General features: G+C 44.8%; 26 protein-coding genes and 1 pseudogene. 13 read left to right on the top strand and 14 right to left on the bottom strand.

The window, feature by feature from the left end; all coding sequences use genetic code 11:
• Positions 1 to 117: 117 nt before the first annotated feature.
• The 3 genes from E5331_RS16835 to E5331_RS16845 all read left to right on the top strand — a co-directional run bounded on the left by E5331_RS16835 (position 118) and on the right by E5331_RS16845 (position 2,030).
• A complete protein-coding gene (locus tag E5331_RS16835) occupies positions 118 to 552 on the top strand; it encodes an RNA-binding S4 domain-containing protein (protein ID WP_123481273.1) in 435 nt (144 codons plus the stop codon).
• Positions 500 to 1,180: an aminoacyl-tRNA hydrolase gene (gene pth, locus E5331_RS16840; protein ID WP_275441274.1), complete on the top strand. Its 681-nt coding sequence runs from the start codon at positions 500 to 502 to the stop codon at positions 1,178 to 1,180. Before E5331_RS16835 ends, pth begins: the two co-directional genes overlap by 53 nt.
• Before the next feature lie 199 nt (positions 1,181 to 1,379).
• Positions 1,380 to 2,030, top strand: a complete 651-nt coding sequence (locus E5331_RS16845) for a 50S ribosomal protein L25 (protein ID WP_123481274.1) — start codon at positions 1,380 to 1,382, stop codon at positions 2,028 to 2,030.
• Positions 2,031 to 2,141: 111 nt separating this feature from the next.
• On the opposite strand, the gene E5331_RS16850 is transcribed toward E5331_RS16845, so the two are convergent.
• A complete protein-coding gene (locus tag E5331_RS16850) occupies positions 2,142 to 4,208 on the bottom strand; it encodes a tetratricopeptide repeat protein (RefSeq protein ID WP_123481275.1) in 2,067 nt (688 codons plus the stop codon).
• A 227-nt stretch (positions 4,209 to 4,435) separates the two neighbouring features.
• Between E5331_RS16850 and thrS the strand changes: the two genes are divergently transcribed.
• The 4 genes from thrS to rplT all read left to right on the top strand — a co-directional run bounded on the left by thrS (position 4,436) and on the right by rplT (position 7,885).
• Entirely contained in the window at positions 4,436 to 6,370 is a 1,935-nt protein-coding gene (gene thrS / locus E5331_RS16855) for a threonine--tRNA ligase (RefSeq protein ID WP_123481276.1), read from the top strand.
• Positions 6,371 to 6,411: 41 nt separating this feature from the next.
• Positions 6,412 to 7,137, top strand: a complete 726-nt coding sequence (gene infC / locus E5331_RS16860) for a translation initiation factor IF-3 (RefSeq protein ID WP_123481277.1) — start codon at positions 6,412 to 6,414, stop codon at positions 7,135 to 7,137.
• Between the two features lie 65 nt (positions 7,138 to 7,202).
• Positions 7,203 to 7,400: a 50S ribosomal protein L35 gene (gene rpmI, locus E5331_RS16865; RefSeq protein ID WP_123481278.1), complete on the top strand. Its 198-nt coding sequence runs from the start codon at positions 7,203 to 7,205 to the stop codon at positions 7,398 to 7,400.
• Positions 7,401 to 7,540: 140 nt separating this feature from the next.
• Positions 7,541 to 7,885: a 50S ribosomal protein L20 gene (gene rplT / locus E5331_RS16870; protein ID WP_123481279.1), complete on the top strand. Its 345-nt coding sequence runs from the start codon at positions 7,541 to 7,543 to the stop codon at positions 7,883 to 7,885.
• Positions 7,886 to 7,980: 95 nt separating this feature from the next.
• On the opposite strand, the gene E5331_RS16875 is transcribed toward rplT, so the two are convergent.
• The 10 genes and pseudogenes from E5331_RS16875 to E5331_RS16925 form a co-directional block, all read right to left on the bottom strand.
• A complete protein-coding gene (locus E5331_RS16875) occupies positions 7,981 to 8,733 on the bottom strand; it encodes a nitroreductase family protein (RefSeq protein ID WP_123481280.1) in 753 nt (250 codons plus the stop codon).
• Positions 8,734 to 9,365: 632 nt separating this feature from the next.
• Positions 9,366 to 9,710, bottom strand: a complete 345-nt coding sequence (locus E5331_RS16880) for a hypothetical protein (RefSeq protein WP_123481281.1) — start codon at positions 9,708 to 9,710, stop codon at positions 9,366 to 9,368.
• An 11-nt stretch (positions 9,711 to 9,721) separates the two neighbouring features.
• Entirely contained in the window at positions 9,722 to 10,084 is a 363-nt protein-coding gene (locus E5331_RS16885) for a phage holin family protein (protein WP_123481282.1), read from the bottom strand.
• 89 nt (positions 10,085 to 10,173) lie between these two features.
• On the bottom strand, positions 10,174 to 10,368 hold the full coding sequence (locus E5331_RS16890; RefSeq protein WP_123481283.1) for a YtxH domain-containing protein: 195 nt from the start codon (positions 10,366 to 10,368) through the stop codon (positions 10,174 to 10,176).
• A gap of 53 nt (positions 10,369 to 10,421) precedes the next feature.
• On the bottom strand, positions 10,422 to 10,625 hold the full coding sequence (locus E5331_RS16895; RefSeq protein ID WP_123481284.1) for a YtxH domain-containing protein: 204 nt from the start codon (positions 10,623 to 10,625) through the stop codon (positions 10,422 to 10,424).
• A 202-nt stretch (positions 10,626 to 10,827) separates the two neighbouring features.
• Positions 10,828 to 11,373, bottom strand: coding sequence for a DUF3332 domain-containing protein (locus E5331_RS16900; protein ID WP_123481285.1), 546 nt, complete (start codon positions 11,371 to 11,373; stop codon positions 10,828 to 10,830).
• 77 nt (positions 11,374 to 11,450) lie between these two features.
• Positions 11,451 to 12,842, bottom strand: a complete 1,392-nt coding sequence (locus E5331_RS16905; protein ID WP_123481286.1) for an MltF family protein — start codon at positions 12,840 to 12,842, stop codon at positions 11,451 to 11,453.
• 52 nt (positions 12,843 to 12,894) lie between these two features.
• Positions 12,895 to 13,926 carry a PDDEXK nuclease domain-containing protein gene (locus tag E5331_RS16910; RefSeq protein ID WP_275441275.1) on the bottom strand — a complete coding sequence of 344 codons (1,032 nt, stop codon included), beginning with the start codon at positions 13,924 to 13,926 and terminating at the stop codon, positions 12,895 to 12,897.
• Between the two features lie 26 nt (positions 13,927 to 13,952).
• A pseudogene (locus E5331_RS16915) lies at positions 13,953 to 14,126 on the bottom strand (AlbA family DNA-binding domain-containing protein); the annotation flags it as partial.
• A gap of 473 nt (positions 14,127 to 14,599) precedes the next feature.
• Positions 14,600 to 14,797 carry a hypothetical protein gene (locus E5331_RS16925; protein ID WP_135985809.1) on the bottom strand — a complete coding sequence of 66 codons (198 nt, stop codon included), beginning with the start codon at positions 14,795 to 14,797 and terminating at the stop codon, positions 14,600 to 14,602.
• Positions 14,798 to 15,181: 384 nt separating this feature from the next.
• Between E5331_RS16925 and E5331_RS16930 the strand changes: the two genes are divergently transcribed.
• The 5 genes from E5331_RS16930 (at position 15,182) to E5331_RS16950 (ending at position 18,300) form a co-directional block, all read left to right on the top strand.
• A complete protein-coding gene (locus E5331_RS16930) occupies positions 15,182 to 15,589 on the top strand; it encodes a DUF2442 domain-containing protein (protein ID WP_123481287.1) in 408 nt (135 codons plus the stop codon).
• A 105-nt stretch (positions 15,590 to 15,694) separates the two neighbouring features.
• Positions 15,695 to 16,156: an alanyl-tRNA editing protein gene (locus E5331_RS16935; protein ID WP_123481468.1), complete on the top strand. Its 462-nt coding sequence runs from the start codon at positions 15,695 to 15,697 to the stop codon at positions 16,154 to 16,156.
• A gap of 274 nt (positions 16,157 to 16,430) precedes the next feature.
• The gene (gene ald, locus E5331_RS16940) at positions 16,431 to 17,537 is read left to right on the top strand and encodes an alanine dehydrogenase (protein WP_123481288.1); all 1,107 of its coding nucleotides are present in this window, start codon (positions 16,431 to 16,433) and stop codon (positions 17,535 to 17,537) included.
• 255 nt (positions 17,538 to 17,792) lie between these two features.
• Positions 17,793 to 18,050, top strand: a complete 258-nt coding sequence (locus tag E5331_RS16945) for a DUF4160 domain-containing protein (RefSeq protein ID WP_123481289.1) — start codon at positions 17,793 to 17,795, stop codon at positions 18,048 to 18,050.
• Between the two features lie 7 nt (positions 18,051 to 18,057).
• Positions 18,058 to 18,300: a DUF2442 domain-containing protein gene (locus tag E5331_RS16950; protein WP_123481290.1), complete on the top strand. Its 243-nt coding sequence runs from the start codon at positions 18,058 to 18,060 to the stop codon at positions 18,298 to 18,300.
• A gap of 102 nt (positions 18,301 to 18,402) precedes the next feature.
• Here E5331_RS16950 and E5331_RS16955 read toward each other — a convergent pair whose 3' ends face one another.
• The 3 genes from E5331_RS16955 to E5331_RS16965 all read right to left on the bottom strand — a co-directional run bounded on the left by E5331_RS16955 (position 18,403) and on the right by E5331_RS16965 (position 22,525).
• Positions 18,403 to 19,344, bottom strand: coding sequence for an HU domain-containing protein (locus E5331_RS16955; protein ID WP_135985142.1), 942 nt, complete (start codon positions 19,342 to 19,344; stop codon positions 18,403 to 18,405).
• A 134-nt stretch (positions 19,345 to 19,478) separates the two neighbouring features.
• On the bottom strand, positions 19,479 to 20,321 hold the full coding sequence (locus E5331_RS16960) for a tetratricopeptide repeat protein (RefSeq protein WP_168355281.1): 843 nt from the start codon (positions 20,319 to 20,321) through the stop codon (positions 19,479 to 19,481).
• A 152-nt stretch (positions 20,322 to 20,473) separates the two neighbouring features.
• Complete coding sequence (locus E5331_RS16965) at positions 20,474 to 22,525, bottom strand: protein-disulfide reductase DsbD family protein (RefSeq protein WP_123481293.1); 2,052 nt, start codon at positions 22,523 to 22,525, stop codon at positions 20,474 to 20,476.
• A 548-nt stretch (positions 22,526 to 23,073) separates the two neighbouring features.
• Here E5331_RS16965 and lipA point away from each other — a divergent pair.
• A complete protein-coding gene (gene lipA, locus E5331_RS16970) occupies positions 23,074 to 23,973 on the top strand; it encodes a lipoyl synthase (RefSeq protein WP_168355282.1) in 900 nt (299 codons plus the stop codon).
• Positions 23,974 to 23,979: the final 6 nt, after the last annotated feature.

Consider the following 23,979-nt stretch of genomic DNA (forward strand, 5'->3'; position numbering starts at 1 on the left):
CACGAATCTTTTCATTATACAAAATTTAATGATCATAAACCATAAACATTAAACCTTAAACCATTTAAGTGAAGCAAGTTGGAAAACTTGCGAAACTTAAATGATACATTGATTGATATGCCTAAAGCAGAAGAACGAATTGACAAGTGGCTATGGTGTATGCGTGTGTTTAAGACGCGCACTATAGCCACAGACGCATGTAAGAAGGGGAGGGTCACGATAAATGGCGTGTCGCTCAAGCCTTCAAGGATGATAAAGCCGGGCGATGTGGTCGACGTGAAGAAACCGCCGGTGACGTATACGTTTCGTGTGCTTCAGATTCCCCCAAATAGATTGGGGGCGAAACTTGTGCCGGAATATCTGGAGAATCTGACCTCTCCGTCTCAATATGAACTTCTTGAAATGACCAAGATCTCGGGTTTTGTTGACCGTCAGAAAGGTCTCGGTAGACCTACCAAGCGAGATAGCCGCGAGTTGTCGCGCTTTAAGGAGGAGAGTTATGCAGATTCATTTTTCCTTGATTGGGAAGATGATGACGAAGATGATGATTAAATTACTAAGACGTCTGTTCCGGCGGGACACCCATGCCGGGCAGACGGAAATAAACAAAGAGGTAGTGAAGAGATATTTGATAGTGTGTCTTGGAAACATAGGACCGGAATATGAGGGCACACGCCATAATGTGGGTTTTATGGTAGGCGATACCATAGCAGATGATGCCGGGATCGGATTCAAGTCGTGCAGATATGGCGATATGGCAGAGGTGAAGGTGAAAAACTGTGAACTGCTTTTGCTGAAACCCTCCACTTTTATGAATCTAAGCGGCGTGGCTGTGCGTTTCTGGATGAATAAGGAGAAACTCCCGCTTGAGAATCTGCTGGTGATAGTGGATGACCTTTCGCTTCCGTTTGGAGCCATAAGAATCAGGGAACGTGGGTCGGATGCCGGACATAACGGACTTAAAAACATAGCGGAACAACTCGGTACACAGAATTATGCGAGATTGAAATTCGGTGTGGGTAACAATTTTCCCAAGGGAGGTCAGATAGATTTTGTGCTCGGACAATTTCCTCCGGAGGAGAAGAAGGAGCTTCCGGCGAAGCTTAAGACGGCAGCGGATGCAGTTAAGGCATTTTGCCTTAGTGGAGCCGCGTTTGCAATGAATCATTATAATAAATGATGTAAATTTCGGCTTATAAACGTTGGTAGGACTGTCCCGGTATTGCGGGAATGGAAAAAAAATTGTAATTTTGCGCCAGCTTTTGAGCAAAAACGTGTGATGGGAAATCTGTTGCCCGGTGCGAAAGCTCCCGTGGCGGCTCCCCGAAGACGATATGTCCGGAGCGAAAAACTTATTTTGAGTAACACAACAAACAACAATGAAAAAATTTCAATTGAGCGCTCAGCCTCGTACTGAGCTTGGCAAGAAGTCGGTAAAGGCTTTGCGTGCAGAGGGTAAAATCCCCGCAGTTCTTAACGGTGGTAAAATTGTAGAGCTTCCTTATGCAGGTGAGCTTAAAGCTGGTGAGAAGGTTGTAGAGATCGCTGACAACCGTGGTCTCATCACTACCGACATCGTAGTGAAAGCAGAGGATGTGCGTAAGCTCATCTATTCACCCGATATTTTCGAAATCGACCTTGACATCAATGGCGACAAGCGTATCGCAGTGATGAAAGAGATTCAGTTCCAGCCGGTGAAGGATACAGTTCTTCACATCGACTTCCTTGAGGTTGGTCCTGAGAAACCTATCGTAATGGAGGTTCCTGTTCAGATCGAAGGTCACGCTGAGGGTGTTAAAGCCGGTGGTAAGCTGACACTTTCACTCCGCAAACTCAAAGTGAAAGCTATCTATGACCAGATTCCTGAGCGTCTCGTAGTAAACGTGGATTCACTTGGTCTTGGCAAGAGCTTGGCAGTAGGCGATCTTCACTATGAGGGTCTTGAGCTTATCAATGCTAAGAATGCAGTGGTATGTGCCGTACAGCTGACTCGTGCAGCTCGTGGTGCAGCAGCAAAGGCTGGCGAGTAATCATAGCATCAGCAAGCATAAAAAAGTCCGTATCATTAATGATGCGGACTTTTTTTATGTGTATTTTTATGCGTATGGTTGACAGAATCCTTTTTGAGGATGCAAGTCAGATTATTGCATGCGCTTGAGGATATTGTATGACGGGAGCACACCAAGCTCACCAGCCTTTGACAGATCGGCGAAAGCCTGTTTCTTGTTGCCGGATTGCAGATAGGTGAGTCCTCGGTTGAAATATGCCTCACCGAAGTTCGGGTCAGTCTTTATCGCCTCGCTGAAACATTGCAGTGCCGACGTGAAATCACCAGCGGAATAATAGATATTGCCTTTGTTGAACCATGCGAATATCAATCGGGGGTTGAGCGTTATTGCACGATCATAGTCGGAGATTACGTCTTGCAATGCGGCGGCAAGCGCACGGCGTTGCAGATAGTCGTTCTTTTCATCTGCACCCTCTTGCCGGGATTTGGATTTTGCCTGAGCATCAGCCAACTTTGCAAATGCACGAGCCATGTAAGCAACGGTGAATTTATCGTCAATCTCAATAACCTTATCAAGATTCTCGATTGCCTCAGGATAGTTTTTCAGCATTGTAAGGGTGACGGCAAGCGCGAGCCTGTCGATGGGGCGTCCTTTCCCTGAGGCGATGAGTTGCTTCAGTTCGTCGGAATATTTGAAAAGACGTTCGGCGTCATTCTCATCGAAGGCAGCCGGAGTGCCCGGATTCAGATAAAACATCTTTGCGATATAGTGCTGCTGATTGAGATCGTCGAGGTCGCGGAAATAGTTTGACACGGATTTAAGGGTGAGTGGGGTCTCTGAAAGCGTGAGTGCGTAGATAGGCTCCAATTCCACCTGTACGTTCCTATCTTGTACGCGTCCCTTAATTTTCTCGTTGTAGGAGAGTTGGGTCTCTACTGCATCCGACACAGTGACGAGGCGGTTGAACTTATCCATTACCTCGATTTCCGATTCTTCATGGTCGGCATGATCGTTTCGGTCGTTGCTCTCGGCAGCAGCAATTGCCGGACGGTCAAGTGGATTCTTCTCCGGATTCTTCACGTAGTTTTTCACGAGGTCATCGGCATGGAATGCAAGCTGCATGGCGGAACGCATGTCGCCGAGATTCCTGTGGGCTTCAGCCATGGCATAATAGACGGGGTAGAAGCGTGGATATTTTTTTGAGATAGCCTCGAAATCGGCAAGAGCCTCACGGTTTTTGTCCTGTTCGAGCCGTACAAGACCACGGTTGTATAATGCGTGGAAATTAGCAGGCTCAATCTCAAGCACCGCCGTCATGTCAGCTTCCGAACGTGCAAGGTCTTTCACTTCATATCGCAGCAGCGCACGGTTGAAGAGCGCGGAGGTGTTTTTCGGGTCAAGCTCGATTGCGTAGTTGTAGTCGCTCATGGCTCCGAAGAAATCATCCGAGTTATATCTGATGAATGCCCTGTTTACATATAGGTCGGCAACCTCAGGACGCAATCTTATTGCCGCGTCCATGTCTTCCGCAGCCTTGTCCCATTCCTTTCGCTTCCATTCTATGGATGCCCTTATCAGGTAGGGATTTATAAGACTTTTAGAGAGATTGAGCGCAGCGTCAAGGTCATTGAGCGCGGCGATGGTGTCGCCCTTTTCAAGATTTAGCCTGCCACGTGCTGCCCATCCCTCCTCAAATTTCGGAAAAAGACGTAGGAGAGTGGAGAATGTTGAGTCGGCACCCTCATATCGTTTCAGCTCAGTCTGTGCGACAGCCTTGTAGAAAAGAAAATTCCGGTCGACAGGGTTGTGCGACAATCCGATGTCGTAATCGTCGATGGCCGCTTCCTCCTTTCCCAGGCATTGGCGAGCGAATCCTCTCACTTTATATGCCTCTGTCTTGAATTTGTTGAGCTCGATGGCCTTATTGCAATCCTCCTCCGCCCCCTGATAGTCGTCAAGACTGAGCTTGGCGATAGCTCTGAAAAAGTAAGGGTCGGGAAGATAGGGTTTGGCTTTTATTGCCTGATTGAAATATTGTATGGAGAGCATATAGTCTTCCATCGACAATACGTTTCGTCCGATAGTCAGCACCTGCTCGGCATTTACCTGGGCGAATAGCGGAGAAAAAGATGCTGCCAGCCCGAGCCCGATGAGGGCTCGGCGCCGTAAGCGGAATATTTTGAATGCGGGAATCTTCATAACAAGATGCAAAATTAACAAAAAAAGAGAAGAAATAGCAGAAGAAGATGAAAAAGGGTATTAAAACTCCCTTAAACATGCTATAAAATGTTTAAAATAATGAGTAGCGTTAAAAATATTAAGATGAATTGATGGAAATATTGGAAAATTTTAGTAATTTTGCGCGAATAAAACAGGTCGGCATTAAGGTCTGTTAAAAATAAAGAAACAACAACATACATCATAATATGATCAACATCACTTTCCCCGATGGAAGCGTAAGGGGATATGAATCGGGGGTGACTCCTTTTCAGGTAGCAGAAAGCATAAGTCCCCGTTTTGCAGCAGATGTACTTGCTGCGAAAGTCAACGGGCAGGATTGGGATATATCCCGTCCGATTGCTGAGGATGCAAGCATAGAGCTTTTCAAGTGGGATTCCGAAGAGGGTAAGCATGCGTTTTGGCATTCGTCTGCCCATCTTCTTGCAGAGGCACTGCAGGAGCTTTATCCCGGTGTGAAGTTCGGCATTGGTCCGGCTATTGAGAACGGTTTCTATTACGATATCGATCCGGGAGAGCATAAGATCACGTCAGACGACTTCAAGAAGATCGAAGACAAGATGATGGAGCTTGTTGCCCGTAAGGAGGACATAGTAAGAGCCGACATCTCTAAGGAGGATGCCCTCAAAATGTTTGGCGACAGGGGCGAGACCTACAAGTGCGAGCTTATCAGCGAGCTTGAGGACGGACATATCACCACCTATACTCAGGGTGCATTCACCGACCTTTGCCGTGGTCCGCATATCGCCAACACATCGCCGATTAAGGCTGCCAAGATATTATCTCTTGCCGGAGCATACTGGCGTGGTGATGAGAAACGCAATCAGCTTGTGCGCGTATATGGTATCACATTCCCTAAGAAGAAGATGCTTGATGAGTATCTGACCCTTCTTGAGGAGGCTAAGAAACGTGACCACCGTAAGCTCGGCAAGGAGATGGAGCTTTTCACATTCTCGCCGACAGTGGGACAGGGTCTGCCTTTGTGGCTTCCCAAGGGTGCCGCGCTCCGCGACAGGCTTGAGCAGTTCCTCAGAAAGATACAGAAGAAGTATGGTTATCTTCAGGTAATCACCCCGCATATCGGAAATAAGGCATTGTATGTCACTTCCGGACATTGGGCAAAATATGGTAAGGATTCATTCCAGCCTATCCACACTCCGGAAGAGGGTGAGGAATATATGCTGAAGCCGATGAACTGCCCTCATCACTGCGAGATATACAAGTCAAGCCCGCGCAGCTACCGCGATCTTCCGATGCGTCTTGCGGAGTTTGGCACAGTATATCGTTATGAGCAGAGCGGCGAGCTCCACGGCTTGACCAGGGTGAGAGGCTTTACTCAGGATGACGCTCATATCTTCTGTGCGGCAGACCAGATAAAGGGTGAGTTCCTGAAAGTGATGGATATCATCCTCTATATCTTCAAGGCACTCGACTTCAAGAATTATGAGGCACAGATCTCATTGCGTGATCCTAATAATAAGGAGAAATATATAGGCTCCGATGAGAACTGGCACCTTGCTGAGAACGCCATTATCGAGGCTTGTGCCGAGAAGGGTCTGAAGGCAAAGCAGGTTGAGGGTGAGGCAGCGTTCTACGGTCCGAAACTTGACTTCATGGTGAAGGATGCTATCGGACGCCGTTGGCAGCTCGGCACAATTCAGGTGGATTATAACCTTCCGGAGCGTTTTGGTCTGGAATATACAGGCAGCGACAACCAGAAACATCGCCCTGTGATGATTCACCGTGCGCCATTCGGATCAATGGAGCGTTTCGTGGCTGTGCTTCTTGAGCACACGGCAGGCAAACTTCCTCTCTGGCTGATACCGGAGCAGGCAGTGGTGCTTCCCATCAGTGAGAAATTCAACGACTACGCCCGCAAGGTAGTTGAGATGCTTGATGAGGAGGGAGTGCGTGCATTTGTCGACGACCGCAATGAGAAGATCGGGAAGAAAATCCGCGACAATGAATTGAAAAAAGTGCCCTATCTGCTTATCGTAGGAGAAAAAGAGGCACAAAATGATGAAATTTCTGTAAGAAAACAGGGCGAAGGTGATAAAGGTTCGATGAAAATCGTTAACTTTGCAGCCGAATTGAATGCAGAGATCGCATCCATGATAAAATAAACAAAAAAATTAAGCTGCTCTAAAGAAAAAGCAACAACTGAATGGAGAAAAAAACGCAATTTACCGGTCCTCGCAGGCCCGCCGGAGGCGCACCGCGTCCTCCACGTCCCGCCGGGGCATCGCCCGCAGGTCAGAAACCACGTCGTGGTGGTGCTGAGCGCAACAGCAAGGACCCTTACGTAATCAACGAACACATCCGGGCACGAGAAGTGCGTCTGGTTGGCGATAATGTTGAGCAAGGTATCTATCCGATAGATAAGGCACTTCGTCTCGCGGAGAAAATGGAGCTCGACCTGATAGAAATATCGCCTAATGCGGAGCCGCCTGTATGCCGAATTCTGGATTATCAGAAATTCCTCTATCAGCAGAAAAAACGCCAGAAAGAGCAGAAGCAGAAAGCTGCGAAGGTGGTGGTTAAGGAGATCCGTTTCGGTCCGCAGACGGACGACCATGACTACAACTTCAAGCTGAAGCATGCGATATCCTTCCTGAAGGAGGGCTCAAAAGTGAAGGCTTATGTATTTTTCCGAGGACGTTCAATCCTGTTTAAGGAACAGGGAGAGGTGCTTCTGCTCCGATTCGCTAACGATCTGGAGGAATATGGCAAGGTAGAGATGATGCCCGTGCTTGAAGGAAAACGTATGATCATTATGGTTTCGCCCCTAAAGGTAGCACCTAAGAAAGAGGGGAAGGAGAATAAGGCTGCCCGTCAGCCGGAATCCAATGGAGCCGCTGCTTCTACAGAAGAAGTAGAATCAAAGGAATAATAAAATAATAGAGACCGTAGGCACTTCGTGCCGAGGTGAATTTTCAACAACTAAATTTTTACAAAATGCCAAAGGTAAAGACCAATTCCGCGACCAAGAAGCGCTTCGCGCTCACCGGGACAGGGAAACTCAAAAGAAAACACGCTTACCACAGCCACATCTTGACAAAGAAGTCGAAAAAGCGTAAAAGAAATCTTGACCACACTGCACTTGTAGCAGGTGCAAACGAGCGTCAGATTAGAGAGCTTCTTAACATCCGTTGATCGGTCGTGTAAAATTACCATACAAGAATCCGGTCTGCTCCGCCTTCTTGTTTCATTTTTATCATTTTATTATATTAACCGAATGCGCAGCACTGCAAGAGCAATGTATAATGCCGCTGACATTCAAAAACTGAACAAAAATGCCAAGATCAGTCAATCATGTAGCTTCAAGAGCTAAAAGAAAGAAAATACTGAAACTCACCCGTGGTTACTACGGAAGCCGTCGTAACGTGTGGACAGTTGCCAAGAATACCTGGGAGAAAGGTCTTACTTACGCTTATCGTGACCGTAAGCAGAAAAAACGCAACTTCCGCGCTCTCTGGATCCAGCGTATCAACGCTGCCGCTCGTCTGGAGGATCTTTCCTACAGCAAGTTGATGGGTCTTATCCACAAGGCAGGTATCGAGATCAACCGTAAGGTGCTCGCTGACCTCGCAATGAATAATCCTGAGGCTTTCAAGGCAATCGTTGACAAGGTGAAATAAGATTATCTCAAGCAAACAAAAAGAGGAGTCTGAAAAATTTTTCAGACCCCTCTTTTTTTGTTTGGATATTCTTATAGAAGTGTCAATTTTTTTGATCACTTGGAGATGTCGTAGCCTTGATTCTTGAGATATTCAAGAATCTTGTAGTTCATGGCATGACGATAGTAGCCGAGGATGTGGTCACACCAGTCGTTATCGGATGTGCCTCCGGCACGTGTAGCATTATAGTGCTTGATAAGCTCGTCATATTTTTCAAGGTCATCCACGAGTTGATTCTCATCGGCACAGTATCTGTTTTTGAAGAATACAGTCTCGTTGGGTTGCTTCGGTTTCAGGTCGGGTTGCTCACGGGGCACACCAAGGGCAAGACCGCAGACTACAAACACACCCTTGGGGAGATGGAGCAGCTCTGCCACTTTGGCGGGGTCAACAGTACGCAGGTAGCCTACGCAGTTGCTTCCGAGCCCGGCTGCCTGTGCAGCCACCACCGCGCTCATCATGGCGAGCGAGGCATCGATTATGCCGATGATGGTTCCGTCCATGGTATTGGTGAACGGAGGAACGTCAAATCCTTTCTTCTCTGCAAGACGGGTGATCTTATTGTAGTCGGAACAGAATATCAACAGACGGTTGCAGGTCTTCAGCTGTTTCTGATTCGTGAGTGCATACAGTTCCTCTTTAAGAGCCTGGTCATCGATGTCGATGACGGAGAACTGTTGTCCATTGTAGCTCGTGGGTGTATTGCGGATGGCATCGAAGATGAATTGCATCGTCTCTTCGGGAATTGCCTCGCGTTCGTAGCGTCTGACGCTTGTGCGCTTAAGAAGTGATTCTTCTACAGATTTCATAGAGATAAAAAATATTAGATTTAACAAAAAGATTTCAGAAAATCAGGAGAGTCGGATTTTCGTGCTTATCCGAGAGCCGGAGAGTGGGGATATATATTCTGCCTATTTAAAGAAAGTCGATGAAAAGGCATTTTGCCCAATCATCGACTTTTATGAAGCCACATCAAAGGATTTGTGATGAAACTCCGATTGACAGGATTTGAGTGCCATCGTATCTTTGTAATCCGCCTGCGCTCAGAAGAGCACCGCCCGAAAGCGGGGGGCCCGCCATTGATACGACAGCTTGTCTCGGTATTTCATAATAGTTTGATGAGTTTCCCAAATATTACTTTGATGTGGTATGGGAATGAGAGCTCTCTTGCCCTCTCTATTTTCATAACGCAAAGTTAATAGGAATGGTTGTAATATGCAAGAACTTTATCAAAAAAATTATTGACAATTTCGTATTCCATTGAGACGGCGGGAGAATTTAAAGAAAAACGGAGCGAAGGCCTCGACCCAGCTCCGTTTTGTCGCGATAGCATTGTTTTATTATTTTTCTTGGCAATGTCGGCGACAATTACCTTATATACTTAATAGACGCTTGAAAGACGAAATAGTTTAACAGGCAATCCTTAATTAACAGATTTTAACTATTTCTTCTTTTTACGGCGGAAGAAAGACATCACTTTCCTTACTGATCCGAATACGGAGAATCCGATCATTGCATAGTCAAGATAATTCAATCCTTTCAGGAACTTTCCTGTAATGGCTCCGAATTTACCCGGCAATCCTGCTGCGGGCGAAGCATTTGGCGACAAAGGATTATTCTTTTGCAGATTTGATAGGCTGCGGGTGATCTTAGTCTTGCAGAACTCTTTCTGAAGAGCCACCAGAGCACGCTGGTATCTTATTTCTTCAAGAGAATAACCCTTGAAGGATGATTTAGGCTGCGTGATCTCTTTTGCAGTAGGCTGGTTTTTCGCAATCTCATTCATATCAGCAATAATTAAGATTTTTTCTGGTGATCCTTCTCAAGAAAGAGACGGGTTATAAACTTTGCTACAGGAGTGATGACAAGTTGTTTCCTGAAGATAAATATCAGGAGAATCATTATGGCAACGATTCCGCTGACAGCAAGGTAGGCGAGAGGTGGCGACAGGAAAAGCTTGAAGACGCCTGCCAACGCCATAAGGAGCATCATGAAAAGCGGGAGAAGAAGCACCATGCATATTCCACCGACTATAAGGGTGCTGAGAAGTATTATGATTTTTTCAGCAGCCGTCAGTTTGAAATACTCCACTTCAAGTTTAGCCCAATTTACGCTTTGAGATAAAAGCTCCTTTATTTCATCAGTAATTTTTGTTTTCATCAGAAAAAGGTTAGGTGTGCTTTTAGTAATCTTAAAAAAGGAGGGAGTGGAACCACTCCCTCCTTTCTCTATATTGTTTAAAAGAAATGTTACTCTTCAGTTTTAGCAAGCTCCGCAACGAGAGCGTCAACCTCATCATCGCTGATCTTGATGCCTTTTCTTTTCAGAATATCGCATATTTTTGAGCGAACATCAGCACCTTTCTCAGGAGCAAGAAGGAGAGCTGCACCGCATCCTACGATTGCGCCTCCAAGGAAAGCATAAAGGATATTAAGAGATTTCATACTTACAAAGATTCGTTGATTACAGATAAGAAAGATTATTTGGGATTATTAAATCAGAGGGCCTGTTCGATCTGATCTTCAATCTCATCAGCAAGTTCCTCAAGTTTTGATTTCTTGAGATTGATGCCCTTCTCTTTCAGAAGGTTGAGGATTTTCTTACGAGTGTCGTCACCTTTTTCAGGAGCTACGAGGAGACCTACAGCCGCGCCGGCGATTGCTCCGCCGATAACTGCGCTTATTAAGTGGAGTGCTTTCATTTTTAATAATGCTTGTTTGATTTATATTTTTGTTATTTAGTTAATTCGGTAAAGAAGCAAGCGGAAGAATAATGTTGCTTCTCTTTATCTAACAATTAAACTTGAAAATGGATTAACCGGAGATTAAAAATTTTCAAATTATTTTTAGTTAAGAAACGTGCCGCACTTTTATGATATTGCGCAGGCGACTGTTTTTCCGATATTATTTCATGCAGAGTGTGGTGCCTTGTGTCATAGAGGAGTAAGCCATGACACCCTGCTCGGAGAGCGGTATGGCGCGGAAATCACCTTGCGGAGTGATCATCTTGACGTGGGAATCATCAATCATGGTCATGAACGGGATTGTTTCCTCATCATTGACTCCTACTGACCATGTCTGGGAATCTGCCTCGAAATCCAGACGCACCTTGTCGCCGTTAGGAGCTGTGATGTCATATCCTTTGCCATCACATGCTATGTAATATCTGCCTTGGTCTGTATCGATCACCTTTGTAGATGCTTCCACCGGATTATTGCCGCTCCAGAACTCTATTGAGTTGAGAATTAGCAGATCTGCCACAGAGGTCACTTCATATACGGGAAGAATCCAGAACGCAAAGAACACGAGTTCGTTCACAAATTTTGAACCTACCTGATTATTCCAGGAAAGCACCTTATTTGTCAGAGAGAAGCTGCCGATACATGATTGGAGTGGGAGAGTGGCAGCGAGCATCAGGATTGCGCCGACATAGACATAGTTCTTTTTCATTTATGCGGAATGTTGGTTTATGGTTTAATGTTTATAGTTTATGGTTTAAAGTGTAACAACAAAAGGAGGGTGGAAGTTCATTGTGTATGCTTGATAAAAAAGTCGTACACGCTGAACACTTTGTCAACGAAGTCTACTGTCTCGCGTCCGCGGAAGTAACCGTTTTTCACAACCTTGTCGTTATAATATTTTGGTCTTGACTTCATTAGTGCGGCTTCACTTACGTTGCCGATCCATCGCTTGCTGTCGAGTCCATATTTCTCGGCGAGAGCAATGGCATCATAGATATGTCCGAGTCCACAATTGTATGCAGCCACTACGAAACGCTGACGCTCGTCGGGATCAGGCACTTTTTCTGCCAGAGCGAGATCAAGCTTCTTAAGGAGAGAAGCGGCGGCGAAGATGCAGCGTTCGGGATTTACAAGCTCCTCCGGCTCAACGCCGACGGTCTTTGCCGTGGCTGGCATAAGCTGCATCAGTCCTTTTGCACCAGCCCATGACACTGTGTCGTTGTTGAAACTTGATTCGTTGAAGCCAATCGAAGCCAAAAGACGCCAGTCGTAGCCCGGGATCTTTGCGTGTCGACGAAAGGTTGCATCGTAATTTGATATGCGTTTTCCTTTCTTGATCTTTACGCCGAGAGCTTCAACAGGATTTTCGTATGGGGCGGAAGACTTGCTTATCTCGAAGTATTTCTTATAGATCTCCCTGAGCATTTGGGAATTATCGTGTCTCTTCTCCCAATTATTGATTTTGGATGCGAGTGAATCAAGATCATTTCTTACTGCCCATGAGGAGAATTGGTCGAGACTTATCTTCATGCCAATGTCAAGACGTGGATAGTATGACTTGTTGAGTTCAGCTATGTCGGAATCAACTACTGTCAATGGAATCTCTCCGCGATCCACCATCCGGATCAGGTCTTCGGTGATGAGGGAATCCTTTGTAATGGTGACGATGTTTATTCCGCCACCAAGTTCCTGATCAAGATTTTTCAGTCTGTAATAATACTTTGAGTCGCTTTCCACATATACGTCCTTCCCCACAAGACCGGTTACGTCGGATATCCTCTCCTTGTTGTGGGGCTGTACGAGCACCTGCCATGTGATTTCCTTGTAACCGCAATGTCTGACCACCTTATTATATTCCTCTATTATCGGTATTGGATACGCCGCGAGTTCAATTTCCCCGTTTTCGAGCATCTTCAGTAGGGCATTTAGTGAAGGAGCCACTTTAAGGTCAAGCACAAGGTTCTCATCCTCGGCAAAGCGTTTCACGTTCTCATAGTCGAAGCCCATTGTCTGACCACGATAGGAGAAATATGAAGTGGGTCCATAGAGTGTGGCAGCGTGCAGTGTGTCGGGCACGTTGCCATCCGTTTCTCCGGATGCAGCTTTGTTGGAGCCGCATGCCAAAGGGACAGTCGCCAGAGCCAGCAGGGATATATGTAGAAAGGGCAATTTTATCATGACAATGCAAAGTTAGTCAAAAATTTGCAAAAGCAATGAATAAGCGAAAGAATTATGCATTATCATTTAGCACTTTGTCTAATTGGGCTTGCAACTCCTCTTTCCTTGGCAGGTAGAGCTGATAACGGGCAACAAAAAGTTGGTTGGTGATTCCTTCAAGAGCATATTCCATCAACACTTCATCACGTTTGGCTCCAAGTACAATGCCGATTGGCGGGTTGTCGTCGGGCATACATACCTCATTCTTAAAGTAATTCAAATATAGATTCATCTGCCCGATGTCACCATGTGATATTTCATTCCGTTTGAGGTCAATCAAAACGTAACATTTTAATATGGCGTGGTAAAACACCAAATCTACCTTGAATTGCCGTCCACCGATAGGCATCACGTATTGGCGACCGATGAAAGCGAATCCGCGCCCAAGCTCCAGCAGAAACTTCTCCATGTTGTCTTTGAGAGCCTTTTCCAAATCATTCTCCTTATAACGTTTCTTCTGCGGCAGTCCTGTGAATTCCAATACATACGGGTCATGGATAATATCATCCGCAGTCAATATAGGATGTCCCTGTCTGGCAAGAGCCAACACACCCGCTTTATCCGTACTCAGCGCAAGACGGTGAAAAAGCGAAGACTTAATCTGACGGCGCAATTCCCGAACTTTCCACTTCTGATTAAGAGCTTCTTTATAATAGAACTGCATCTCCATTTCATCCTCACACTTCAGAAGTTCATAATAGTGGCTCCATGTCAAAAGGTGTGACACTGTCACACTTTTTGGGAAACAGAGGTAGAACTTTCTCATATATATTAGATTCGATCGGCTGAATCCCTTTCCTCTACGGGCAGTCAAATCTTTTGCCAAACGGTTTATGAGTTGTGTGCCATACTCGGCACGTATTTTACCTTGTTGCTCAAATTCAACAATATATTGTCCTGTTTTCCAATTGGCGTCAAGCAATTCAGTATTGACAGCCTCCACAGCACGGTTCCTCGCCGTACTCCATAGGTTATCAATTCGTCCAACCAGCGTCTCGTAATCCGCCGCCGGCATACTCGCCATAATGTCATTCCTATCAGTCATAGTTCCATTCATTTAAAATTATAATACTGCGGCTCAACACCGACAAGGATATAGCCGCCACCGATATTGTCAAAATTGTTGGCAAACGCACAAATTGATCGATATATCTTATCCAGATTCCAACCCTTCTTAAATTCAATCCGGTTAGATTCCTCCTTCCTCTGCATCAGTAGGTCTTCAACATTTATCGGTATTGCCATAATATACATTTTTAAATATTCTGTTCGCTTGTTTTTATTAGAACTTTGTCCAACTGCTCTTACAACTCTTTTTGCCTTGGCAAATATAGCTAATAACTGGCAACAAAGAGTTGGCAAGTGATACCTTCAAGAGCATATTCCATCTCATCCTCGCACTTCAGAAGTTCAAAATAATGGCTCCATGTCAAAAAAGTGAGACACTGTCTCACTTTTTTGAAAAAGATAGAAATTCCTTATTGTATCCTAAATCGTAATTTTGCATATAGATTTAAAAGATTTTAAAGATTATTGTTTTTGAATAAAATCGTTCGAATCTATGTGCTGAATTTTATACATATAGATTTAAAAGAATTTTAAAGATTATATCATTTGAATAAAAATCTTTCTAATCTTTTGAATCTATATGCTGAATCTATATGTGGAAATTCTAATTTCATGTTTTCGGCAATATATTTTGTGCATGACCTTTTTTCTCATGGATTCTTAGATTTAGAGGTGCGGCTTTTTGCTTCGTCGCTTGCGCGTCTAAGCTCCTGATAAAATTTTACATCTGACTCACGATTTGTTTCACGTACTTTCTTTGCGGCATTTTCCATGAGTTGTCCTAACTGTTCATCAGATGGGTCATTCTGACTGTCAAACCGATATGAATTATATTCTGCTTGTGTCATCGTTGGAATATTAAGAATTAAGATGGCTATTCTTAGTTACAAAGGTAATAAGAAATTTTGAGAACTTAATGAATTGTGGCTATCGAAGTTGTCTAAATTTATTCCGAAGGGTTAAAATACTATACTTTTGTAAATTTTATCTGTCTTTTCAATTATGATGGAGTCTATATCATGGATATAAGAAGTTTATATTGAGTCCAGTTGAATTGCAAACGCAGTGTGGACGCAATCGGATATTCAAGATGTTAGTTTTCTCAAAAATTCCTATATTTTGTCGAATGAATTTTGTTAATGTTGTGGGTATTAAAAATAATACCTATTTTTGCGTGATTAAAATTTAAGATTATGCCAGAATCCTTTTAGAGTGGGAATGAGGATTGAATTATGGATATTAAGAATATTTATTTTGACAAGAGCCATATCTATGGTATTGATGAGAATGGGAAGGAATGGAGTCAGTCTCTTCTTTGGTATCCGGAATTGATGGATGCAACAAGTGAGCAGCGTAATGATTACACTGTTGGTCTTGACGGGTTTCATTGGAGAAATCTGGATGTGGATGTGAGTTTTGAGAGTTTTTTCTATGAAGATGCGGAACCTACCTCTTTTCAGAGATTCTTTTTGATGCATAAGGAGATTAAGATTTCGGAATTTGCTCGAAAGATTGGTATTGATGCATCATTGTTGCGTAATTATATAAATGGTTTTAAGAAACCATCAAAAGAGAGGGAGAGGGTAATACTTGATGGGATACATTCTCTTGCCAAAGAATATGCGGCGGCTTCATTCTGATATAGTTTGGATGGATGGGTTTAGATGAATGGATTGTATGGTGATCGGATGGGTTGGGAGTATTTTTTTGATTTTAATTTTTTGAGTATGGAAGAGAAAACGGAATTGAATGAGAGAGTGGTGCTGAATGCGCATAATAAGGAGGAGTATCCTCCGATGCATAGTGCGGAGCATTTGCTTAATGGGATGATGGTCCGGAAATATGGGTGCGGTCGGGCGTTTAGCGGACATGTGGAGCGCAAGAAGACGAAGCTTGATTATCGTCTGGATAAACCTTTGTCGGCTGAGGAGATTAAGGGTATTGAGGATTATATGAATGGTGTGATCCGAGAGGATGTGGAGGTGACGGAGGAATTTGTCCGTCTTGATGAGGTTGGGTCGAGGTTTGATATGAGCCGTTTGCCGGAGAATGCATCGGAGTTTGTGAGGGTGGTACGTATCGGTGATTATGATGAGTGCCTTTGTGCGGGTCTGCATGTGAGGAGTACTTCGGAGATAGGTGTGTTCCGTATATCGAGCACACGTTGGCAGGATGGCGTGCAGCGTATCGTGTTCAAACTTTCTTGACAGGGGTCGGAACGTGCTGTGAGGTTATGTTGTGTGGCACGGCGTGCGGGCATGTTGTGTTGTGCAGATATGTTGTTTGCGGATGTTTTATAACATGTGTTATTTTGTGATAAATCGCAAATAATTTTTGTATATTTGGGGCGATTATTCCGAAGATATTTAATGTGTCTTGCATGTGGTTTACAGGGTAAGACTTAGGCATGTGATAGTGTCGCATAAATATTGAGGGTGTCAGTTCTTTCTATGTATTTATTCACAATAAACACTGTATGTTATGAAAATCGGAATTCCCAAAGAGATTAAGAACAGTGAGAACCGTGTAGGCGCGACTCCGGCAGGGGTAAAGGAATTTATACGTCACGGTCATGAAGTGTATGTGCAGCACACAGCCGGCGAAGGTAGCGGATTCTCGGATGAGGAATATAAGTCGGCGGGGGCAGTCATTCTTGATAAGATTGAGGATGTGTATGCCGTTTCCGATATGATCATAAAGGTGAAGGAGCCTATCCGTGAGGAGTATGGTCTTGTGAGGAAAGGACAGGTGGTGTTTACGTATTTCCATTTTGCGAGTGAGTATGAGCTTACGGAGGCTATGCTTGAGAGTGGATCGGTGTGTATCGCCTACGAGACAGTTACGGATAAGGCGGGGAAATTGCCGTTGCTTATCCCGATGAGTGAGGTGGCTGGTCGTATGTCGGTGCAGGAGGGTGCCAGATTCCTTGAGAAGCCACAGGGTGGAAGAGGTATCTTGTTAGGGGGTGTGCCGGGGGTACGTCCTGCGAAGGTGCTGATTCTTGGTGCCGGTGTTGTGGGGCGTAATGCTGCGTTGATGGCTGCCGGTCTTGGTGCTGACGTGACTTTGACCGATGTTAATCTTGATACGTTGCGTCATTGTGCAGAGGTCATGCCGAAGAATGTGAAGACACTTTATTCATCGCGTCATAATATAGAGTTGGAGCTTCCACACACGGATTTGGTAATCGGTTCGGTACTTATTCCGGGCGCGAAGGCTCCGCATCTTGTGACAAAGGATATGTTGGGTCTTATGCGTGCGGGGACTGTCATGGTGGATGTTGCTGTTGATCAGGGTGGATGTTTTGAGACTACGCATCCTACTACTCATTCTGCGCCAACATACGTGGTGGATGGTATTGTGCATTATGCTGTAGCCAATATTCCGGGAGCGGTGCCGTTTACTTCGACGCAGGCATTGACAAATGCGACGCTTCCGTATGCGTTGCGTCTTGCCGATTTGGGTTGGAAGGAGGCATGCCGGCGTGATCCTGGTCTTGCCGAGGGTGTGAATATAGTGGATGGGAAGATCACGTATAAGGCGGTGGCTGATGCGTTTGGAATGACATCATGCACAATAAGTTGGTGACATCATGCACATCAAGGAGTGACATCATGCACAATATGGCGCTACATCATGCACAATAGGATGTTACATTATGTATAATATGCTGTTACATCATGCACAATATAATTTGTTGTGCATGATGTAATGGCATGACGTGCATTATGTGTTTGATTTTACATATAAGTTGTTGGCTATTTGTGAAATATTTTATAAATTTGTAATGTCGGATTTACATTCCGATGAAGAATATTGATATATGACAAAAATAAGAAATCTATGCCTCAGATAAGTTCATTCTATGGAATAATAATATTCCTAAATTTTTCGGACCACATGCCACCACATTTTCATGCTTGGTATGGAGATCATAAATGTATTGTAAATATAAAGGATGGAATAGTTAGGGGGGAAATGCCTGCTCGTGCACTCAAAATGATATTTGAATGGATGGATATGCATAAAGAGGAACTCTTGGAGGCATGGAATAAGGCAATAAATGGAGAACATCCGAATAAGATTGAACCACTTAAATAAAGGCAATATGTTTCTTGAAGTTATAAAAGCTCAATATGTCAACGAGTATCGTATCAAATTGTGGTTTAACAATGGCGAGATGCGAATGGTGGATCTCAAGGATTCTCTTAATGGACCTGTATTCCAGCCATTAAAAGACTTGGATTTTTTTAAGAAATTTGCAATACGATTCAATACTATAGAATGGCCGAATGAAGCTGACTTTGCTCCTGAGTATTTATATGGAATCGGTACCCCTATTTCTGGATGATAATGGAGTCGTGTTTTATGAGCCGTTTTTGATGTGTGATGAAAAAAGTCGGAGCGTCAATTTGATGCTCCGACTTTTTATGGTATGATTCATTTTTTCTTTTTAATTGCGGCTCCAGATCCATGCTTTTGGAAATTTTGATGATATGGTCCGGGAGTTTAGTTCTTTTTGCAGTTCTGCTTTGTTGTCGGAGGCGGCTACTGCCACTCTTGTAACTTTGCGTGATGGTATGGCGGAGAGTTGAAATTCGGAAGTGGAATTTTTTGTGGCATACTCTTCTGCTTCCTTTGCTGAACGGAATGTAGCCACTATTATGTAGTGGTTGGGAATAGCAGGTTCAGACTCTTCCTTTATTGCAGGAGCCGGTATGGAATCCGTCACGTGTATGCTTTTTTCAATTGCGGGTGTGGCAGGCGTGGATTTCAGTATTGATTCCACAGGCACGACTGAAGCTCGTTGCTCCCGATTGTCGGAGGGGAGTGGGTTCAGTATTACGGTTATCACGACAGTCAGAATCACTGCCACCATCACTGCTATTTTTGTAAATGTGGGGGTTATCCTAAGATTGAAACGTCTGTCGGATGATTGGGTATTCTCGCTCTCCTGTTGAGGGTCGGTTGAATCGGAATGGAATTGGAGTGGGATTGAGGCGTATCCGATGGCAAAGGGGGAGAAGAAGTTGGATTCTGCCGGTGAGAATATGATATTGCCCTCTTCGCCCATAGAGAGTGTGCCCAGATTGCCTACCGAGGCTTTCCCGGATTTCTCAAGCTCCTCTTTGAAAAGAGCCACGTGGCGCACCACAATTTGACGGGCATCTTCGAAGGATATGCTGTTTTTTCTTGCTATGGAGTTGGCAAGTAGACCGTCGTCAAGGGCGACAGCCTGATTGAACATCAGTGAACGAGATGGGGGAGTGACCACCCTTTTTTCATAATCGATGTGAGCGGGCACCATGTTTACGATAAAGGCACCTAATCCGGGAATAACCACGCAATCGTGGCGCAATAGAAGAAATTCGATATGTTGAAAAAAGGGATTCATGATTTCTAAAGAAAAGAGGTTTTACGTTTACGAGTGCAAAGTTAATAATTTTTTTGTAACGTAGGGGTATTTGTCACCTGATTTTTTATGAATCATGATTGTTGGACGTGATTCTAAAAAGGATGAGAGTCAGTTTATTTTGATGTTTTGGGAATGAACTGCTCAACAAATTGAGGGTCAACCCCTTTGCTGATGGCTGACTTTTTGTCGGCATCCGCTTCCTCATATCTGTAGTTTAGGCGATGCAGATAACCTCTCCATACGAAGAAGAGAGGGTATTGCGGATGTTTTTCAAGGCTCTCGCGTATGTCTTTTGAAGCCTCTGAATATTTCTCCATCTTTATCTTTAGAAGTATGCGTGCGGATCGGATGTCGGGATCATCGTTTATGGTGATAGCCTCATCATAATATTTTATTGCATCCTCGTTGTTGCCTTCCATTTCCGCTACTCTTGCTAATCCGGAAAATGCTTTGTCGTTTTTGTAGAAATTTTTTGCGAGGAGTAGGAGGTCGTGTTTCGCGCCAATAGTATCGTTGCGGCTAATCCTTATAAGACCGCGCATCTGTAGAGGCCATTCCTGAATTGAATCGAGACGTAGGCTCTCGTCTATGTCGGTAAGCGCACCGTCGTAGTCGTTCATCAGCATAAATGTGCGTGCCCTATTGTTGAGAATGCTTTTTGATTCGGGCGCGATTGAGAGTCCGAGATTAAAAGCTTCAACAGCATCCTTGTATTTCCCTTGTTCGGTACGCACCACTCCGAGATTTGAGAAGAGCATGGAATTGGTGTAGTTTGCCGGCTCAAGACGCAACGCGGATATGATTGTGCTTTCTGCCTCCATCCAGCGTTGATGCCGGATAAAATTGTCGGCAGAATCTACGAGAGCGAGATATTCCGGAGATGTTGCGTGTGCGGTTCCTACGGTGAGTAGAAGAGCAGCGATAGCGAGAGATGATATCTTAGATAATTCTTTCATGGATAATTTTTTCATAATAAATAAACGAAAGCCTTCCGTGCATAATTGCATGCGCGGAAGGCTTTCGTTATTATAAAATTCGTTAAAATACGATTGTGATGAAGTCGGTTCTTCTATTTAATGTTGGAAGCGGTCACTTCAAATGGTGGTTATCAATTCCCCTTCTTGTATCTGTCGATGCCGGTATTCAGGAAATTCTTATAAGCGGGAATGTCTTCCTTATATACAAATGCCGGAGCGAGGGGCTTGGCATCGTTGTCTACAATCACGTGGAACGGCTGTGCGTTGGCACCGAATTTAGACCTCTGGAGATAGCTCCATTTGTCGCCGTAGGTGCGGAGGGTCCTGACAGTGCCATCCTTCTCGGTCACTTTTATCGGTTCCGGAAGTGCGCGTTTCTCATCGACCATCAGAGTGACGAGCACGAAATCATTGTCGATTGAGTTCTTTACATCTGGGTCGGTCCATACGGCAGCCTCCATCTTGCGGCAGTTGACGCATCCGTATCCGGAGAAGTCGAGCAGGACAGGTTTGTTGAGTTGCTTGGCGAGCTTCATGCCTTCTTCGAAATCATCTACCTGAGCAGCCACTTCGCCTTCATAGAGAGAGAAGTCCTGAGTATAGAGCGGCGGTGAGAATGCGCTGATGCTCTTTAGAGGTGCACCCCAGAGACCGGGTAGCATGTAGACTGCAAATGCGAGGGAGATGCATGCAAGCATGAATCGAGTGACGCTCACTTTCTCCACTTCATCATCGTGTGGGAATGTGAGTTTGCCGAGAAGATATAGACCGAGGAGGGCAAATATCACGATCCAGAGAGATATGAAGACTTCGCGGTCGAGTATTCTCCAACCGTAGGCGAGGTCTGCCACGGAGAGGAACTTCAGTGCAAGTGCGAGTTCGAGGAATCCGAGCACCACTTTCACGGTGTTCATCCAGCCTCCGCTCTTAGGCATTGATTTAAGCATGGTCGGGAACATTGCGAAGAGAGAGAACGGTAGGGCGAGTGCCAACGCAAAACCGAACATTCCGACAGCGGGGGAGATGAAATTGGATGTGGCGGCAGCCTCCACGAGGAGTGTGCCGATGATCGGACCTGTGCAGGAGAATGACACGAGCACAAGGGTAAATGCCATGAAGAAGATGCTGAGGTAGCCTGTGGTGGAATCCACTTTAGAGTCCATCTTGTTGGTCCAAGAGGCGGGGAGTGTCAATTCGAAACCACCCATGAATGATATTGCGAAGATCACCAAGAGGAGGAAGAATGCAATGTTGAAACCTGCGCTTGTGGCAAGTTCATTCAATGCCGATGCTCCGAATAGGGCTGTGACAATAAGTCCGAGTCCCACATAGATGACGATGATCGAGAGACCATATATGGATGCTGTCATCACGGATTTCTTGCGCGACTTATTTTGCTTTAGGAAGAAGCTTACAGTCATCGGGATCATAGGCCATACGCAAGGAGTGACCAGGGCGATAAGACCACCGATAAAGCCTGCAAGGAATATATAGAGGAGAGATTGACCTTGCTTAGCCGGTTCGTCGGAGAATGCGTTAAGTTCCTTCTCCACATTGCTCCACCATTCCTTGGCGAGATTATCACTACCGATATTGTCAGGCGTAGCGGTTGCCGCTGATAGAGAGCCTGTGATTGAATCTGTCATTGTTGCCGAGGCTACGGTTTCTTCCTTAGCGTCGTTCTTCTCGGCTGTCGGAGCAAGCGGAGTCTCAGGCTCCGGAGCAGCAGCTTTTTCAGCTACCGGGGCAGTACCGGAGAAGGAATGGGATGCGAATACGGGGATACATCCTGTGTCGTTACAGATCTGTCCTTTAATTTCCATGCTGACGGAGAAATTTTTCTCCGTAGGCTTCAGTTTTTGGGTGAACGTCACCTTACCGGTGTAGAAATGCTGGTCAACCTCAAAGATTTCGTCGAAGACTTTTGTATAAGGCTTGTTAGCTACCGGTTTCCCATCAAGCTGACAACCTTTCACTTCGAAGAAAAATTCAAGTGGGGCTGAGCCACCTTCCGGATTGTCAACGGAGAAAAGATGATAGCCCGGATCGACATCAGCAGTGGCTTCAATTGCGGGATTCCCGGTGTTGTCACCGATCAGTCGGAATGACCAACTGATGCCGTCGGCAGCATAAGCCACGATAGCCCACAGTATAAGCCCAAGTGTAAGATAATACTTTTTCATAAAAATGTAGATATGTGATTTTTGATAAGTTCCATAATTTTAGATTATCTTAATTTAGATTATCGTTCCCATGATATTCTATACGTAATCCGGATTTGCCGGCATCCGTTTTTAACTTTCGCAAAATTACAAAAAAGGTTGTTAAATGACAATAATATATTTAGTATAATTGTTATAAATAATCATTTTTTTCTCATTGACTAGGTAAAAGAAGGTTGAATAAGGTGTGTTTTGTAGATTCATTGTTGGGTTGGTATGGGTGACAACTACGGATTAATATTTGTACATGATAAGGTTTTTCGCTAATTTTGTAATGAAGTTTAGACAACTTCATTATGAATGATTACCTATGAATAATAAATAAACAAATCTATGAATATCTTTCAAACTATGTCATACTCTCTCATCAGTCGAGTAGTACTGGTTACACTCCAACTTCAAGAGTGCAGAACGGCATAAAATCTTATCCCTATATATGCACATTTATTATTCGCAGGTACTTATTGAATAATTCAAATTTTGTAAAGCGAACTCTTAAATCTAAATAAATGAAAACAACAGATATGACAACCGATGAGAATGGCACTTCGTCTAATGGCAAGGTGGATTACCGAAGGAAACCGGAATGGCTTAAAATAAAACTGCCGAGAGGCTTCAAGACAAGTCAGGTGATAGGGCTTTTGAATGAGAAGCATCTCCACACGATATGCAGCAGCGGGATGTGTCCGAACCGGGCGGAATGCTGGGGAAACGGCACAGCCACGTTTATGATCGGTGGTAATATATGCACCCGCAACTGTAGGTTCTGCAATGTCACTCACGGCAAGCCGTTGCCGATAGACAGGAAGGAGATTGATGATATTGTGTCTTCCATAAAGGAGCTTAATCTGCGTCATGTGGTGATCACGTCGGTAGATCGCGATGACCTTCCGGATCTTGGAGCGCATCATTGGGCGGATATGATCAGGAGTCTGAAGGAGAATTGCCCCGGAATCACGATGGAGGTTCTTATTCCGGATTTTCAAGGACGACTGGATCTGGTGGATCTTGTGATAGCCGAACATCCGGATGTGATTTCCCATAATGTGGAGACCGTCAGACGTCTCACTCCGGAGGTCAGGACGTTTGCTACATACGACACGTCTCTGAAGGTGATAGGGCATATTGCCAAGAGCGGGATACGTTCGAAGTCGGGTATAATGCTTGGTCTTGGCGAGACTCGCGAAGAGATATTGGAGACTATGGATGATCTTCTGTCGGTAGGGTGTGAGGTTATGACCATCGGTCAGTATCTACAGCCCGCTAAGAGTAATTATCCTCTTCAGGAATATGTTCATCCATCCGTGTTTGCGGAGTATGGTGATATAGGCAAGCGAAAGGGGTTCCGTCATATAGAGAGCAGTCCGATGGTGCGGTCAAGTTATCATGCAGAGAAGCATGTGAAATAATCCGGG

The organism is Lepagella muris, assembly GCF_004793975.1.
In the GTDB taxonomy this organism is placed as follows: domain Bacteria; phylum Bacteroidota; class Bacteroidia; order Bacteroidales; family Muribaculaceae; genus Lepagella; species Lepagella muris.